15 protein-coding genes are annotated in these 14,874 nt (G+C 71.6%); 10 read left to right on the forward strand and 5 right to left on the reverse strand.

Annotated features, from left to right (window positions below; genetic code table 11):
- Window position 1: 1 nt before the first annotated feature.
- The 3 genes from ACFY1U_RS26295 (at window position 2) to ACFY1U_RS26305 (ending at window position 2,854) form a co-directional block, all read left to right on the forward strand.
- Window positions 2-1,327 (forward strand): M20/M25/M40 family metallo-hydrolase, encoded by a 1,326-nt coding sequence (locus ACFY1U_RS26295; RefSeq protein ID WP_351466112.1) that lies wholly within the window; start codon window positions 2-4, stop codon window positions 1,325-1,327.
- 138 nt (window positions 1,328-1,465) lie between these two features.
- Window positions 1,466-1,699, forward strand: a complete 234-nt coding sequence (gene chpH / locus ACFY1U_RS26300; RefSeq protein WP_030947654.1) for a chaplin ChpH — start codon at window positions 1,466-1,468, stop codon at window positions 1,697-1,699.
- Between the two features lie 141 nt (window positions 1,700-1,840).
- Window positions 1,841-2,854, forward strand: coding sequence for a chaplin (locus ACFY1U_RS26305; RefSeq protein WP_390696597.1), 1,014 nt, complete (start codon window positions 1,841-1,843; stop codon window positions 2,852-2,854).
- Between the two features lie 113 nt (window positions 2,855-2,967).
- On the opposite strand, the gene ACFY1U_RS26310 is transcribed toward ACFY1U_RS26305, so the two are convergent.
- Complete coding sequence (locus tag ACFY1U_RS26310) at window positions 2,968-3,156, reverse strand: DUF5703 family protein (protein ID WP_005485166.1); 189 nt, start codon at window positions 3,154-3,156, stop codon at window positions 2,968-2,970.
- Between the two features lie 47 nt (window positions 3,157-3,203).
- Here ACFY1U_RS26310 and ACFY1U_RS26315 point away from each other — a divergent pair, with 47 nt between their 5' ends.
- The gene (locus ACFY1U_RS26315; RefSeq protein ID WP_390696598.1) at window positions 3,204-3,914 is read left to right on the forward strand and encodes a hypothetical protein; all 711 of its coding nucleotides are present in this window, start codon (window positions 3,204-3,206) and stop codon (window positions 3,912-3,914) included.
- Window positions 3,915-4,030: 116 nt separating this feature from the next.
- On the opposite strand, the gene ACFY1U_RS26320 is transcribed toward ACFY1U_RS26315, so the two are convergent.
- Window positions 4,031-6,367, reverse strand: coding sequence for a helix-hairpin-helix domain-containing protein (locus tag ACFY1U_RS26320; RefSeq protein ID WP_390696599.1), 2,337 nt, complete (start codon window positions 6,365-6,367; stop codon window positions 4,031-4,033).
- Window positions 6,364-7,350, reverse strand: a complete 987-nt coding sequence (locus ACFY1U_RS26325; RefSeq protein ID WP_390696600.1) for an aldo/keto reductase — start codon at window positions 7,348-7,350, stop codon at window positions 6,364-6,366. The genes ACFY1U_RS26320 and ACFY1U_RS26325 overlap by 4 nt, the downstream gene beginning before the upstream one ends.
- Window positions 7,351-7,462: 112 nt before the next feature.
- On the opposite strand from ACFY1U_RS26325, the gene ACFY1U_RS26330 reads away from it, so the two are divergent.
- Together ACFY1U_RS26330 and ACFY1U_RS26335 are read left to right on the forward strand one after the other, a co-directional pair.
- Window positions 7,463-8,518, forward strand: coding sequence for an LLM class F420-dependent oxidoreductase (locus ACFY1U_RS26330; protein ID WP_390696601.1), 1,056 nt, complete (start codon window positions 7,463-7,465; stop codon window positions 8,516-8,518).
- Window positions 8,519-8,783: 265 nt separating this feature from the next.
- Window positions 8,784-9,572, forward strand: a complete 789-nt coding sequence (locus tag ACFY1U_RS26335) for a ferritin-like domain-containing protein (protein ID WP_390696602.1) — start codon at window positions 8,784-8,786, stop codon at window positions 9,570-9,572.
- A 1-nt stretch (window position 9,573) separates the two neighbouring features.
- Here ACFY1U_RS26335 and corA read toward each other — a convergent pair whose 3' ends face one another.
- The gene (gene corA, locus ACFY1U_RS26340) at window positions 9,574-10,572 is read right to left on the reverse strand and encodes a magnesium/cobalt transporter CorA (RefSeq protein ID WP_390696603.1); all 999 of its coding nucleotides are present in this window, start codon (window positions 10,570-10,572) and stop codon (window positions 9,574-9,576) included.
- 62 nt (window positions 10,573-10,634) lie between these two features.
- Here corA and ACFY1U_RS26345 point away from each other — a divergent pair, with 62 nt between their 5' ends.
- The 4 genes from ACFY1U_RS26345 to mshC all read left to right on the forward strand — a co-directional run bounded on the left by ACFY1U_RS26345 (window position 10,635) and on the right by mshC (window position 14,141).
- Entirely contained in the window at window positions 10,635-11,321 is a 687-nt protein-coding gene (locus tag ACFY1U_RS26345; RefSeq protein WP_390696604.1) for a histidine phosphatase family protein, read from the forward strand.
- 111 nt (window positions 11,322-11,432) lie between these two features.
- Entirely contained in the window at window positions 11,433-12,023 is a 591-nt protein-coding gene (locus ACFY1U_RS26350; RefSeq protein ID WP_389075517.1) for a DUF3090 domain-containing protein, read from the forward strand.
- Window positions 11,987-12,817 carry an SCO1664 family protein gene (locus tag ACFY1U_RS26355; RefSeq protein WP_390696605.1) on the forward strand — a complete coding sequence of 277 codons (831 nt, stop codon included), beginning with the start codon at window positions 11,987-11,989 and terminating at the stop codon, window positions 12,815-12,817. Before ACFY1U_RS26350 ends, ACFY1U_RS26355 begins: the two co-directional genes overlap by 37 nt.
- Window positions 12,818-12,911: 94 nt before the next feature.
- A complete protein-coding gene (gene mshC, locus ACFY1U_RS26360) occupies window positions 12,912-14,141 on the forward strand; it encodes a cysteine--1-D-myo-inosityl 2-amino-2-deoxy-alpha-D-glucopyranoside ligase (protein WP_115909158.1) in 1,230 nt (409 codons plus the stop codon).
- Window positions 14,142-14,309: 168 nt separating this feature from the next.
- On the opposite strand, the gene ACFY1U_RS26365 is transcribed toward mshC, so the two are convergent.
- A complete protein-coding gene (locus ACFY1U_RS26365; RefSeq protein ID WP_390696606.1) occupies window positions 14,310-14,852 on the reverse strand; it encodes a hypothetical protein in 543 nt (180 codons plus the stop codon).
- Between the last annotated feature and the right edge of the window lie 22 nt (window positions 14,853-14,874).

Genomic DNA, 14,874 nt, shown 5'->3' on the forward strand with positions numbered 1-14,874 from the left:
CGTGAGCGAGACGGACACGGCCAGGGGCGTCACCGGCGAGGACGAGGTCGTGGACCTCTGCCGCGAGCTGATCCAGATCGACACCAGCAACTACGGCGACCACTCCGGGCCGGGTGAGCGGGAGGCGGCCGAGTACGTCGCGGAGAAGCTCGCCGAGGTGGGCCTCGACTCGAAGATCTTCGAGTCGCACCCGGGCCGGGCCTCCACGGTCGCCCGGATCGAGGGCGAGGACCCGTCACGGCCCGCGCTCCTCATCCACGGCCACCTCGACGTCGTACCGGCCAACGCCGACGACTGGACCCACCACCCCTTCTCCGGCGAGGTCACCGACGGCTGTGTGTGGGGCCGCGGGGCCGTCGACATGAAGGACATGGACGCCATGACCCTGGCGGTCGTGCGCGACCGGCTGCGCAGCGGGCGCCGGCCCCCGCGCGACATCGTCCTCGCCTTCCTCGCCGACGAGGAGGCGGGCGGCACGTTCGGCGCCCGGCATCTGGTCGACAAGCACCCCGACCTCTTCGAGGGCGTCACCGAGGCGATCAGCGAGGTCGGCGGCTTCTCCTTCACGGTCAACGAGCAGCGGCGGCTCTATCTGATCCAGACGGCCGAGAAGGGCATGCACTGGATGAAGCTGACCGTGGCCGGCACCGCCGGGCACGGGTCGATGATCCACCGGGACAACGCCATCACCGAACTGTCGGAGGCCGTCGCGCGGCTCGGACGGCACAAGTTCCCGGTACGGGTGACGAAGACCACCCGGGCCTTCCTCGACGAACTCGGCGACGCGCTCGGCACCGAGCTGGATCCGGAGGACATGGAGGGGACCCTGGCCAGGCTCGGCGGCATCGCCAAGCTCATCGGCGCGACCCTGAGCAACACCGCCAACCCCACCCAGCTCGGCGCCGGTTACAAGGTCAACGTCATCCCGGGCGAGGCCACGGCGCACGTCGACGGGCGCTTCCTGCCCGGGTTCGAGGAGGAGTTCCTCGCCGACCTGGACAAGATCCTCGGGCCGAAGGTGAGGCGCGAGGACGTGCACGCCGACAAGGCCGTCGAGACCACCTTCGACGGGGCGCTGGTGGACGCCATGCAGTCCGCGCTGGTGGCCGAGGACCCGGCCGCCAAGGCGATCCCGTACATGCTCTCCGGCGGCACGGACGCCAAGTCCTTCGACGAGCTGGGCATCCGCGGCTTCGGCTTCGCGCCGCTCAAGCTGCCCCCGGAGCTGGACTTCGCCGGCATGTTCCACGGTGTCGACGAGCGGGTGCCGGTCGACGGCCTGAAGTTCGGTGTGCGGGTGCTGGACCGCTTCATCGACGCCTCGTGACCTTCGTAATCGGCCGCGCGTACGGAGCGGGCCCGAGAAGGGTGAATGCGACCATCAGCTCGTAGCTCCATTACTTCCTCCTCGTTACAGGTAATGCGATCAGCAACACGAGATCGCTTTTGCCAACAAGGAGGAATAATGCTCAAGAAGGTCGTCGCTGCTGCGGCTGCCACTGGTGGTCTGGTTCTCGCGGGTGCGGGCCTGGCCGTCGCCGACGCCGGTGCTCAGGGTGCCGCGGTGCACTCCCCGGGTATCGCTTCCGGCAACGTCGTTCAGGTGCCCGTGCACGTCCCCGTGAACGTCTGCGGCAACACGATCTCCGTGATCGGGCTGCTGAACCCCGCCTTCGGCAACACCTGCATCAACAAGTGAGGTCGACCCGCTGAGGGTCGTTCACGCCCGTCGGCTCCGGAGCGCGGCCCTGCGCTCCGGAGCCGACGGGCCGTTTCGCGAATTTCCACATGGGATTTCGCGGGATTCCAGGTCAGGAATGAAGGCAGGGAGAATTCAGCAATGCGACAGGTCACCCGCAAGGGCCTGATGACCGTGATGGCGGCGACCGGCGTGCTCGCCGCGGCGGGCGGTTACGCCCACGCCGACTCGGGCGCGAACGGCTCCGCTTCGGACTCGCCCGGCGTGCTGTCCGGCAACACGGTGCAGGCGCCGGTGCATGTACCGGTGAACGTCTGCGGCAACACGGTCAACGTCGTCGGACTCCTCAACCCGGCGCACGGCAACGAGTGCAGCAACGAGGGCGGCGGCAGCTCGTCCGGCGGGCACGGCGGCTCCGGCGGCGGAGCCCACGCCGGCGGTCACGCCAGTCACTCGCCCGGCATCGGCTCGGGCAACACCGTTCAGGCACCCGTCGACGCGCCGGTGAACGTCTGCGGCAACACTGTCGACATCGTCGGACTGCTCAACCCGGCGCACGGCAACGAGTGCAGCAACGAGGGCGGCGGGCACGGCGGTTCCGGCGGCGGAGCCCACGCCGGCGGACATTCCAGTGACTCGCCCGGTATCGGCTCGGGCAACACCGTCCAGGTGCCGGTCGATGTACCGGTGAACGTCTGCGGCAACACCGTCGACCTCGTCGGCATCGGCAACTCCGCCGAGGAGAACGAGTGCACCAACGGCGGTTCCGGCGGTGGGCACACGACGCCTCCCGGCGGCGGCCACCAGACACCGCCGCCCGGGAACCCGGGACACCCCGGCAACCCCGGACACCCCGGTAATCCGGGACATCCGGGGAATCCCGGCACACCCGGTCACCCCGGCACCCCTGGCCACCCCGGCACCCCTGGCCACCCGGGCAACCCGAACCACCCCGGTCACCCCGGCAACCCGAGCACGCCGGGCGGCTCCTCGCACACCAACCACCCGGGCACCCAGACGGTGACCCAGCCGCAGGGCGGCGCACAGCTCGCGCACACCGGCAGTGACCTGCCGATCGGCGTCGTGCTCCCGGTGGGCGCCGGGGCGCTGCTGGCGGGCGCGGTCATGTACCGCAAGGCGCGCGCCTCGGTCTGAACCGGCGCATATCACGCCAAGCACCGCAAACTTCCCCTACGGTGCGCAGAACGGAGCGGGCCCCGTGCTGGCGGGGCCCGCTCCGTTTCCGTCGTCTCCGTCCTCGCCTCAGCTCACCACGTGGCCCGCACCTGGCGGATGATCCGCCGGCGCAACCGCACCCTGCGGCTGCCGTCGCGCAGCAGGCTCAGACGGTCCAACTCCCAGTGTCCGTACTCGGCATGGTCCGTCAGCAGGCGTGTCGCGTCCTTGCGGGACACCCCGCGCGGTACGTACACGTCGACAAATTCGTATTCCGGCATCGCATCTATTGTGCGGGCTGGGGCCCGGTACGGATAGCGTCTGCACTATGTCTGATGCTGCGCAGCCCACCGCTGCCGAGGTACGAGCCGCCGCCGAGGCGGTCAAGACCGCGCTCGACCGTCACCTGGCCGCGGTCGAACGCAGGTCCGGGGAGGACGACCAGGCCGTCTACGAGGCGTTCAACGAGCTCGCCGCGGCCGCCGAGACGTACGACGAGCTGCTCTACGACCGCTACGACGAGGTCACGCCCTTCGAGATCCCCGGTGCGGAGGACACGCTGCCGCCGTACGCGGGCCCCGAGGAGCCGAACGCGCTGAGTGTGCTGATCCGCCGCGACTACGCCGTGGCGGATCAGCATCGGCTGCTGGCGCAGGCGGAGCGGGTGGAGGCGGCGGACGACGACGGGCGGGGGGCGGCGGCCTCCGCGACCGTGCACGGGGCGCTGGGCGTGCTGTTCGGCGAGTTCGAACCGGACGAGATCGCCTCGCGGCACAAGGAGTTCGGCCTCGAGGAGGGCGACTCCACGCTCTGGGTGACGGCCACGGACGAACCGGCCGAGCCGGGCGACTGGCTGGAGGCGCCGTTCGAGCAGATCGATCCGCAGCGGGTGGTCTGCCGCTTCGACGTCAGCGCGGTCTTCGACGACGAGATCGACGACGGCCGCCTCGCCGGCGTGCACGACGACGACCTCGAGGACGAACTCGACACCGACCTGGACGGCGACGAGGACCTGGAGCCACTGGACGCGGATCGCTGAGCGCAGGGCTCGACCGGGCCATTACGGCGGCGGCGTCCACGGAGATCATCCGTGGACGCCGCCGCCGTTCGGGTGCGTGGTGGGTGCGGTCGGTGTCCGGCTGCCGGGAGCCTGGGTCAGGCGGTGGCCGGTACCTGTGCGCTGAGCAACAGCGGCAGACGGGTCGTGCGGGGCTTGGCGGGGACCTCGGCCACGGCACGGGGGAGCGCCTGGTCCACGCCGTGGACCACCGAGAGGTGGCGGTCCGCCCTGCCGAACGCCGTGTAGACCCAGGGCCGGCTGAGGGACTGCGCCGCGTCCCCGGGCAGCACCACGACCACCGCGGGCCACCGGTTGCCCACCGCCTGGTGCGCGGTCAGCGCCCACCCGTGCCGCACGGACTGCTCCACCCGCTCCTTCGGTACGACGACGGGGGTGCCCGCACAGGACAGATGCAGCCCGGCGGCGTCGGCCGACACGACCTTGCCCGCTGTCGTACGGCCCGGTGCGGGGGAGTAGGCGATCCGGTCGCCGGGGTCGAAGCCGCCGAAGCGGCCGGGGCCGGGGTTGAGGCGCTCCTTCAGCGCCGCGTTGAGCGCGCGGGTGCCGGCCGCGCCGCCGTGGCCCGGAGTGATCACCACGGTCTGCTCGGGGGGCACGCCGATCGCCCGGGGCACCGAGTCGGCGACGAGCTGCACGGTCCGGTGCACCGCCTCGCCCGCGTCCCGCACCGGGACGATCACGACCTCCTTGCCGGGGGCCTCGACCTGGCCCAGCTCACCGATGCCGACACCGGAGACCAGTTCGCCCAGCGGGCCGAGGTCCGGCCGCCGCGAGGCGATCCGGGGGCAGACCCGCGCCGCCAGCAGATCGGCGAACACCCGCCCGGGCCCGGCCGACCACAGGACCCCCGGATCCCCGGCCAGCACCAGCCGGGCACCGTCGGGCAACGACTCGACGAGCAGGGCCCCCGTCTCGACGTCCAGCTGAGGCGCGTCGAGCACAACAAGAAGATCCAGATCCAACGCCCCGTCCGCATCCCGCCCGGGCCCCTCGTCACCGGAGAGCAGCCCGGCGACGGTGGCGACGCAGGAGGCGCCCCCGGGGCCCGCCGGCGCATGACTGTCGGGCCGGACCCTCGACGTGACGTGCTCAGGCGCAGCCCCGCCCGCGGTGCCGCCGCCCGGCGCAGGCTCGTTCCCCGTGGAGCCTCCCGGTGTGCCGCTGTTCGTCACGCTGGGCTCCGCAGCGGCGCCGCTCGCCGCGTTGCCGCCCGGCACGGAGGCGCTCCCTCCGTCGTGTCCCTGCACGGCCCCGGCGGGGCGGCCCGCGCACAGCGCTGCGAAGCGGTCGCGGCCCAGCGGGCTGTGGGTGGCCGCCCAGGCGCGCAGGCCGAGGGCGGTGGCTGCCTGCAGCAGTGCTGCCGGTTCGGCCAGGGAGGCCTCGCCGCCGGTGTGCAGGACCAGGCCGTGGCCCGCGACCGCGCGGACCAGTTCGGCGGTGGAGTCCGGTGCGGAGGCGGCGGCCTCCTCCCAGGCCTCGGCCGAACCGTCCTCCTTCGGCACCGAGTTGATCAGGCGGGCCAGTCCGTCGGCGAGGCTCTCCTCCGCGAGCGCGTACCGCTCCAGGCCGACCAGGATCCGTACCGGACGCTCTTCGGACTCCTCGGCCGTCTCCGGTGCCGGAGCGGTCGGGTCGAGGGCGTCCTGGAAGACCAGTGCCTCACCCTCCGCGACAGCGCTCTGCACGGCCGCGTCGGCGTCGGGCACGCCCCGCTGGGTCAGCGCCGCGGTGAGCGCGGGCATCTCCAGCGCCGTGTGCCCGGCGAGGGCCGCCTGCTCCAGCAGCCAGCCCGTCAGCGCCCGGCCCCGCCGTTCGTCGTCCGGACCGCACTCCGCGCCGAGCAGCGCCCGCGCGAAGCCGTCGGCCTGCTCGGGCCGCACACCGCCGACACGCAACAGCAGCCAGGGGTCCTCCCGCAGAACGTCCTCGGCGCCCTCGCCGAGAGCGGCGGCGACCTGCGGCGCCAGAGCGTCCGGTGCGCCGCCGTCGCTCAGCGCGCGCCGTACCGCGTCGAGGGTCTCCGGCGCCGGAGCAGCGGGCGCGGCCGCGGACGCCGGCTGCGGACGCCGTACCGGCTCGGGGGCGGGGCGGCGCGGAGCGGACTCGCTGAACACGGTGGCCACGGGCTTCGCGCCGCTCTCCACGGCACGGACGGCGGCCAGCAGATCGGCGGCCTTCCCGCTGAGCTTCGCGCCGCTCGCGACCGGCCCCGCCTTCTCGGCCTTGCGCCGCTCGATGCGCTCCCGCTCCAGCCGCTGAGCCGCCAGCTCGGCCTCGGCTTCGGACAGTTGGGCGGCCAACTCGCCGTCACCGCCCGCCGCGGTCACGCCCTCGCCGCCCGGCCCCGCGGCGCCCGGCGTCCCCGGCTCGGCGTTCTCTGCGTCCTCGGTGGGCTCGGGCTCCGTGCTCACAGCGTGCTCCAGTCGTGATCGGGATAGCGGTGCACGGGCGCCGACACGTCGTCGAGCGCCCGGCAGATCTCGTCAGGAAGACTAAGGGCCTCCACTGACAATGCCGCCGTGAGCTGCTGGGAGTTGCGCGCACCGACGATGGGCGCGGCCACCCCGGGCCGGTCGCGGATCCACGCGAGGGCGACCTGGAGGGGTGTCACCGCGAGCCCGTCCGCCGCGGTCTGCACAGCGTCCACGATGCGGCTCGCGGTGTCGTCGAGGTACGGCGCGACGAACGGCGCCAGGTGCTCGGAGGCGCCGCGCGAGTCGGACGGCACGGCCTCGCCCCGGTACTTGCCCGTCAGGACCCCGCGGCCCAGCGGCGAGGACGGCAGCAGGCCGATGCCCAGGTCCAGCGCGGCCGGCAGCACCTCGCGCTCCACACCCCGCTGCAGCAGCGAATACTCCATCTGCGTGCCCGCCAGCCGGGTCCGCAGCCCTGGGGCCGCCAGCTGCCACGTCGCCGCCTTGGCGAGCTGCCAGCCGCAGAAGTTGGAGACGCCGGCGTACCGCGCCCGGCCGCTGCTGACCGCCAGGTCGAGGGCCTGCAGGGTCTCCTCCAGCGGGGTGTGCGGGTCGAAGGCGTGGATGTGCCAGACGTCCACGTAGTCCGTGCCGAGCCGGGCCAGCGAGGCGTCCAGCGCGGAGAGCAGGTGCCCGCGCGAGCCGTCGACCCGGCGCTCCGGGTCCGGCACGCTGCCCGCCTTGGTCGAGATCACCAGGTCCCGGCGCGGAACCAGGCCTTCTATGAGCCGTCCGAGCAGGTACTCGGCCTCCCCGTCGCCGTACACGTCCGCCGTGTCGACAAGGCTCCCGCCGGCCTCCCAGAACGTCTTCAAGAGGTCCGCGGCGTCGTGCTCGTCGGTGTCCCTGCCCCAGGTGAGCGTGCCGAGTCCGATGCGGGACACGCGAAGGCCGGTACGGCCGAGATACCTCTGCTCCATGAACGCCGAGATTACTGGCCCGACCCTTCGGCGTGGGGGCCTGTGGACAACCAGTTTCCACGCGCTAGGGTCTGCCGAACAGGGACGTTACTGATGGGTAAGGGGCAGGCGCATGCAGCTCGGGATCAACCTCGGCTACTGGGGTGCCGGAATGGACGCGGACAACCTGGAGGTCGCCAAGGAGGCCGACCGGCTCGGGTACGCCGTGTGCTGGGCCGCCGAGGCCTACGGGTCGGACGCGGCCACCGTGCTCAGCTGGGTCGCCGCCCAGACCGAGCGCATCGATGTCGGGTCGGCCATCTTCCAGATCCCGGCCCGCCAGCCCGCCATGACCGCGATGACCGCCGCCACCCTCGACTCGCTCTCCGGCGGCCGCTTCCGCCTCGGCCTCGGCGTCTCAGGACCGCAGGTCTCCGAGGGCTGGTACGGCGTCAAGTTCGACAAGCCGCTGGCACGCACGCGTGAGTACGTCGAGATCGTGCGCAAGGCGATGACGCGCGAGCGGCTGTCGTTCGAGGGCGAGCACTGGACGCTGCCGCTGCCCGGCGGCCCGGGCAAGCCGCTCAAGCTGACCGTGCACCCCGAGCGCGAGCACATCCCGCTGTACATCGCCGCGATCGGCCCGAAGAACCTCGAGCAGACCGGTGAGATCGCCGACGGCGCCCTGCTGATCTTCCCCTCGGCCGAGCACCTCGAGGAGACCACGATCAAGCACCTGCGCGCCGGGCGGGAGAAGGCCGGCAAGACCCTCGACGGCTTCGACGTCTGTCCGACGCTCCCGCTCTCCGTGGGCGAGGACAAGGACGTGGCCACCCTCGCGGACGCGTTCCGGCCCTACACCGCCCTGTATGTCGGCGGCATGGGCAGCGCCAAGCAGAACTTCTACAACCAGCTCGCCCAGCGCATGGGGTTCGAGGCGGCCGCCGCCGAGGTCCAGGCGAAGTACCTGTCCGGCGACAAGCAGGGCGCCGCTGCCGCGATCCCGCACGACCTGATCGACAAGACGGCACTGCTCGGTTCCGTGGACCGCATCGCGGACCGGATGAAGGAGTACGCGGCGGCCGGAGTCACCACCCTGAGCCTCAACCCGGCCGGCTTCACGCTTCAGGAGCGGGTCGCCTCGCTCCGCGCCGGTACCGAGGCCCTGGAGCGGGCCGGACTGGCGTAACGCGCGCTCCGGGGCGGCCGGTGAGAGGTTTCTGCGGCCGTGGTGGGGGCTCGGGGGTCTTCCCCGCCACGGCCGTCACGGGGAACAACGCGCCCGGCCGCGCGCGGTTACGCCTCCGATGTGACCCCTTGGGTCCTCCTTTTGGCCGAGTTGTCCGACACAGCTGTTGCAGCACCTCCAGCGCCGCATTTGACTCGTTCTTCGCGGGGCCCTCCGGGATCCGGCGGGGGCCGGCAGAACAGAGACCGGCAGAGAGGTGCCCACGATGCTTTCGGCCAGGAGTCTTTTCCAGGAGATCCTCGACGACGACGAGTCGTTCGCCCTGTTCTGCTCCATCGCGGCCGGCGGGGAGTCCCAGGGCGGCTGGGAGAACGGCCGGATCGCCGCGCTGGTCCCCGACAGCCAGCGCGCCCTCGCCCCCAAGATCAGCCGGCACGGCGCCGACGAGGACAAGCACGGCCGGATCTTCAACGCCCTGATGACGAAGCGCGGTCTCGAACCCGTCCCCGTACCGCCCGAGACCGACTACACGATGCTCCTGGAGAAGAACGGCATCGGCCTGCCCCACGACAAGCTCAGGAACGACGAACCGCTCACCGTGCAGGACCTCGTCACCTACCTCTCCCACAGCCGGGTCACCGAGCAGCGCGCCTCCGAGCAGATGCGACTGCTGCGCCGGCACTTCGCCGACCACCCCGACATCGGACGCGCGGTGCGGATGATCTCCGACGACGAGGACAACCACCTGGCGTACTGCCACGAGGAGTTGCTGCGCTTCGCATACGCCGGACACGGCCGCGCCATCCAGCGCACGCTGCGGGAGTGCGCGCTCGCCGAGATCCGCATCTACCGGGACGTCAGCCTCGCCGTCATGGACCACATGGGGCGCATCCTCGGCTGGCCGCGGGCCAAGTCGGCGCTGCTCGCCGCCGGCATCCACGCCGGCTACGCCTACGAGCGGTTGGCCGGCTGGCGGCGCATGGTGAGCCTGCGGATGCCCGAGCGGCGCGACGCACTGGGCGGACCCGCCACGACGGCACCCGAGTTCGCCTGAACTACAGCCAGCCCCGGTGCTTGAAGAGGCGGTACAGCAGCACCTCCAGGCCGGCCATCACCAGGATCACCGCCGGATACGACAGACTCCAGTGCAGCTCCGGCATGTGGTCGAAGTTCATGCCGTAGATTCCGGCGATCATCGTGGGGATCGCGGCCATGGCCGCCCACGCGGAGATCTTCCGCATGTCGTCGTTCTGCCGCACGCTCATCTGCGCGAGATGCGCCGACAGCACGTCCGAGACCAGCCGGTCCAGGCCCTCCACCGACTCGTTCACGCGCGTCAGGTGATCGCTCACGTCCCGGAAGAAGGGCTGCGCCTTCTCGTGCACGAAGGGCACCCGGGTGCTGAAGACGCCCCCGCCCGCCAGCCGGGCCAGCGGCTGCGCCAGCGGGCCCGTGGCCCTGCGGAACTCCAGGATCTGCCGCTTGAAGGCGTAGATGCGGGACGCCGTGTGCCGTGAGCCCCCGCTGCTCGGCGAGAACACCTCCGTCTCCAGCTCCTCCAGGTCGGTGCCCAGCTCGCCGGCCACCTCCACGTAGTGGTCGACCACGGCGTCCGCGATGGAGTACAGCACCGCGGTGGGGCCGTGCCGGAGCATCTCGGGCTCCTCCTCCAGCCGGTGCCGCACCGCCGCGAGCGGCGCCTCCTCGCCGTGCCGCACCGTCACCACGAACGAGTCGCCGATGAAGACCATGACCTCCCCGGAGGTGACGATGTCGCTCTTCGCCTCGTACCCGACCGGCTTGAGGACCATGAACAGCGAGTCGTCGTACACCTCCAGCTTGGGCCGCTGATGCGCGTTCAGGGCGTCCTCGACGGCCAGCGGATGCAGCCCGAACTCCTGCGAGACCCGGTCGAACTCGTTCTCCGTCGGCTCGTACAGGCCGATCCAGACGAAGGCGTCGCGCCCGCGACGGCACTGCGCCAGGGCGTGCGAGAAGTCCGCGGGCCCCTCCGTCCGGCGCCCGTCCCGGTAGATGGCGCAGTCGACGATCACGGAGCGTATTCTCCCGCCCCGGGCCCGCCGATGCACCCCGGCGTATGCCTACTCTTGGCCGCATGCCCACGCTGATCCTGGTCCGGCACGGACGTTCCACCGCCAACACCGAGGGGGTGCTCGCCGGCTGGACGCCCGGTGTCGCCCTCGACGAGCGCGGCGCCGCGCAGGCCGCCGCCCTGCCCGGCAGGCTCGTCGGGCTGCCGATCTCCGAGGTCGTCACCAGCCCGCTGCAGCGCTGCCAGGAGACGGTCCGGCCGCTCCTCGACGCCCGCCCCGAGCTGACCGCGCACACCGACGAACGGATCGGGGAGGCCCACTACGGCGACTGGTCCGGCCGCAAGCTCGCCGAACTCAAGGACGAGCCGCTGATGGAGGTCGTGCAGGCGCACCCGTCGGCCGCCGCCTTCCCCGGCGGCGAATCGATGCGCGCGATGCAGACCCGCGCCGCCGAAGCCGTACGAGAATGGAACGCGCGCGTGGAGCGCGACCACGGCGCCGACGCCGTCTACCTGATGTGTTCGCACGGCGACATCATCAAGTCGCTCGTCGCGGAGGCACTCGGACTTCATCTCGACCTGTTCCAGAGGATTTCCGTTGAACCGTGTTCCATCACCGCGATCCGTTACACACGTCTGAGGCCGTTTCTCGTACGGCTCGGTGACACCGGCGATTTCGCGTCACTGGCGCCGCGCGAGGAACCCCCGGCCGACGACGCCACGGTCGGGGGCGGTGCGGGCGCACCGTGATCGTCGGGCGCAGTAGGGTGAAGCGGTCGCAGTAGCGCCGCACCCGTCCGCACCAGCAGGCCGTGCGGTCATCCGGTCCGAAGTCGATTCACGAATTCCAGGAGACAGGACGTGTCCCGTCAGGTGTTCCTCTACGACCCCCCGGACCGCTTCGTGGCCGGTACGGTCGGTATGCCCGGACGCCGTACGTTCTTCCTCCAGGCCACCGCGGGTCCCCGCGTGACCAGCGTGGCCCTGGAGAAGACCCAGGTCGCCGCCCTTGCCGAACGCATGGACGAACTGCTCGACGAGGTCGTACGGCGCAGTGGCGGCAGCGCCGCCGTCCCGGCCGTGGCCTCCGCCGAGATCTCCGACACCGATCCGCTGGACACCCCCGTCGAGGAGGAGTTCCGCGTCGGCACCATGGCCCTCGCCTGGGACGGCGAGGAACAGCGCATGATCGTCGAGGCGCAGGCCCTCGTGGAGCTCGACGCCGACTCCGAGGAGGACCTCGCCGAGGCGGAGGAGCGCCTGCTCCAGGACGAGGAGAACGGGCCCCCGATGCTGCGGGTCCGGCTGACCGGCGCGCAGGCCAGGGCCTTCGCCAAGCGCGCCCTCGACGTCGTCAACGCCGGGCGGCCGCCGTGCCCGCTGTGCAGCCTCCCGCTCGACCCGGAAGGACACGTATGTCCGCGCCAGAACGGATACCGCCGCGGAGCGTGACGAGCGACGAGCCGCTCGCCGACCTGCTCACCCATGGCGAGCTCACCGTGCGCGGCCGTATCCGCGAGGCGTCCAACGCCGCGCTGTACTGCACGATCTCCCACGACGGCCGGGAAGCGGCCTGCATCTACAAGCCCGTGGCCGGCGAGCGGCCCCTGTGGGACTTCCCCGACGGCAACCTCGCCCGGCGCGAGGTGGCCGCCTACGAGGTCTCCGAGGCGACCGGCTGGGGCCTCGTCCCGCCCACCGTGCTGCGGGAGGGGCCGTACGGCGAGGGAATGGTCCAGCTGTGGATCGAGGTGAGCCCCGAGGCAGAGCTGCTCGCCCTGGTCGACGGTGAGGAGCCGGAGCCGGGCTGGAAGGCGATCGGCTTCGCCGAGGTCGGCGACGGGAAGACGGCGCTGCTGGTGCACGCCGACGACGAGCGGCTGCGCCGGCTCGCCGTGCTCGACGCCGTGATCAACAACGCGGACCGCAAGGGCGGCCATCTGCTGCCCACGGCCGACGGCCGGTTGTACGCGATCGACCACGGAGTGACCTTCAACACCGAGAACAAGCTCAGGACACTGCTGTGGGGGTGGGCGGGGGAGTCGCTGGCCCCGGAGGCCGTCGACGTCCTCAAGACCCTCCAGGAGGCCCTGGCCGCGCAAGGAGCGCTGGCCACGCGGCTGGCGCCACTGATCACGGACGCCGAACTCGACGCCACGCGCGCGCGTGTCGCCGTACTCCTGGAGTCGGGGACGCATCCCGAGCCCAGCGGTGAGTGGCCTGCGATTCCCTGGCCGCCCGTGTAGAAGCAGACCGGCGGGTATCGCGCAAGAGCGCCTTACCGGCCATCCGGCCCGGTCCGGTTCGTATACGGAACTTCCGTCCGGTTAGGCTCATGACATGCATGCCTGGCCCGCTTCCGAGGTCCCCGCCCTGCCTGGTCAGGGCCGCGACCTGAGGATCCACGACACCGCGACCGGCGGTCTGGTCTCCCTCGACCCCGGTCCCGTCGCCCGTATCTACGTCTGCGGCATCACGCCGTACGACGCGACCCACATGGGTCACGCGGCGACCTACAACGCGTTCGACCTCGTTCAGCGCGTGTGGCTCGACACCAAGCGGCAGGTTCAGTACGTCCAGAACGTCACCGACGTGGACGATCCGCTGCTGGAGCGGGCGCACCGTGACGGCATCGACTGGGTCGCCCTCGCCGAGCAGGAGACGGCCCTGTTCCGCGAGGACATGACCGCTCTGCGGATGCTGCCGCCGCAGCACTACATAGGCGCGGTCGAGGCGATACCCGGCATCGTGCCGCTCGTCGAGCGGCTGCGGGACGCGGGAGCCGCCTACGAACTCGACGGCGACATCTACTTCTCCGTGGAGTCCGACCCCAACTTCGGCAAGGTCTCGGGCCTGGACGCGGCGGCCATGCGGCTGCTGTCCGCCGAGCGCGGCGGCGACCCGGACCGCCCGGGCAAGAAGAACCCCCTCGACCCGATGCTGTGGATGGCCGCCCGCGAGGGCGAACCCAGCTGGGACGGCGCATCGCTCGGCCGCGGTCGCCCCGGCTGGCACATCGAGTGCGTCGCCATCGCCCTGGACCACCTCGGCATGACCTTCGACGTCCAGGGCGGCGGCTCCGACCTCGCCTTCCCGCACCACGAGATGGGCGCCTCGCACGCCCAGGTGCTGACCGGCGAGTTCCCCATGGCCAAGGCGTACGTCCACGCCGGCATGGTCGCCCTTGACGGCGAGAAGATGTCCAAGTCCAAGGGCAACCTGGTCTTCGTGTCCAAGCTGCGGCGCGACGGGGTGGACCCGGCCGCGATCCGGCTGGCGCTGCTCGCCCACCACTACCGCTCCGACTGGGAGTGGACCGACCAGGTGCTGGAGGACGCCGTGGCCCGCCTCGGGCGCTGGCGCGCCGCCGTCTCCCGTCCCGACGGGCCGCCCGCCGAGGCCCTCGTCGAGGAGATCCGCGAGGCTCTCGCGAACGACCTGGACGCCCCGGCCGCGCTCGCCGCGGTCGACCGCTGGGCCGCACTGCAGGACGCCGAAGGCGGCACGGACATCGGCGCACCCGGTGTCGTGTCGCGGGCGGTGGACGCTCTGCTGGGCGTGGCCCTGTAGCCGTAGCCGGCACGGCACGGGAAAGGGGCGCTTCCTCCATGGAGGAAGCGCCCCTCGTGTTGCTCGGGTCTGCTGCGCGATGTTGGCGCGCCGGCTACGTCGCTCGGCCTGTTTTTCTGCCGGGGGTCCGGGGGTTGTCCCCCGGGAAGACGCAGTACCCGGTGCGGATCAGATCCTGCGCACCTGGATGCTGCGCAGGACGTTCGGAGAACCCGAGTCCCAGATGCCGACGACCTGGTGGCCGAAGGCGAATGCCTCCTGGACCTGGTCATGGGTCTGGGGGTTCGGGTTGGCGAAGATCCTGAACTGGCCCTGGATGCGCAGTGCGATCAGGCTGGGCTGGCCCGGCAGCGGCTGCAGGACGTCGATGTAGCCGTCCGCTATGCCGGCCTGCAGCACCTGCTGCTGGACCTGCTGCTGAACGTGCTGCACGGCGATCTGGGCGATCTGGTGGAGCTGCTGCTGCACCTGCTGCTCGTGCTGCTGTTGTTGCTGCTGACCGTAGCCCTGGTGCTGGCCGAGCTGCTGCAGCAGCTGCTGGAAGGGCTGCTGCTGGCCGAGCTGCTGGAGCTGCTCCAGCGAGCCCATGCCCATGCCCATGGGCTGCTGCTGCCCGAACGGCTGCTGCTGGTACTGCTGGTAGGGCGACGTGCTCGGGAACTGCTGGCCCTGCTGTTGTCCCAGTTGGCTCATCTGCGGGGTGGTGCTCATACGGGTGTCACCTTCCCTTGAT

Origin of the sequence: Streptomyces sp. NPDC001351 (assembly GCF_042896045.1) — a bacterium.
Lineage (GTDB): Bacteria > Actinomycetota > Actinomycetes > Streptomycetales > Streptomycetaceae > Streptomyces.

Bases quoted from the DNA above. Each gene is read 5' to 3' on its own strand.
- chpH (WP_030947654.1), top strand. From the start codon at position 1,466: ATGCTCAAGAAGGTCGTCGCTGCTGCGGCTGCCACTGGTGGTCTGGTT.
- ACFY1U_RS26305 (WP_390696597.1), top strand. From the start codon at position 1,841: ATGCGACAGGTCACCCGCAAGGGCCTGATGACCGTGATGGCGGCGACC.
- ACFY1U_RS26310 (WP_005485166.1), bottom strand. From the start codon at position 3,156: ATGCCGGAATACGAATTTGTCGACGTGTACGTACCGCGCGGGGTGTCC.
- ACFY1U_RS26315 (WP_390696598.1), top strand. From the start codon at position 3,204: ATGTCTGATGCTGCGCAGCCCACCGCTGCCGAGGTACGAGCCGCCGCC.
- ACFY1U_RS26325 (WP_390696600.1), bottom strand. From the start codon at position 7,350: ATGGAGCAGAGGTATCTCGGCCGTACCGGCCTTCGCGTGTCCCGCATC.
- ACFY1U_RS26330 (WP_390696601.1), top strand. From the start codon at position 7,463: ATGCAGCTCGGGATCAACCTCGGCTACTGGGGTGCCGGAATGGACGCG.
- ACFY1U_RS26335 (WP_390696602.1), top strand. From the start codon at position 8,784: ATGCTTTCGGCCAGGAGTCTTTTCCAGGAGATCCTCGACGACGACGAG.
- ACFY1U_RS26345 (WP_390696604.1), top strand. From the start codon at position 10,635: ATGCCCACGCTGATCCTGGTCCGGCACGGACGTTCCACCGCCAACACC.
- ACFY1U_RS26355 (WP_390696605.1), top strand. From the start codon at position 11,987: ATGTCCGCGCCAGAACGGATACCGCCGCGGAGCGTGACGAGCGACGAG.
- mshC (WP_115909158.1), top strand. From the start codon at position 12,912: ATGCATGCCTGGCCCGCTTCCGAGGTCCCCGCCCTGCCTGGTCAGGGC.
- ACFY1U_RS26365 (WP_390696606.1), bottom strand. From the start codon at position 14,852: ATGAGCACCACCCCGCAGATGAGCCAACTGGGACAACAGCAGGGCCAG.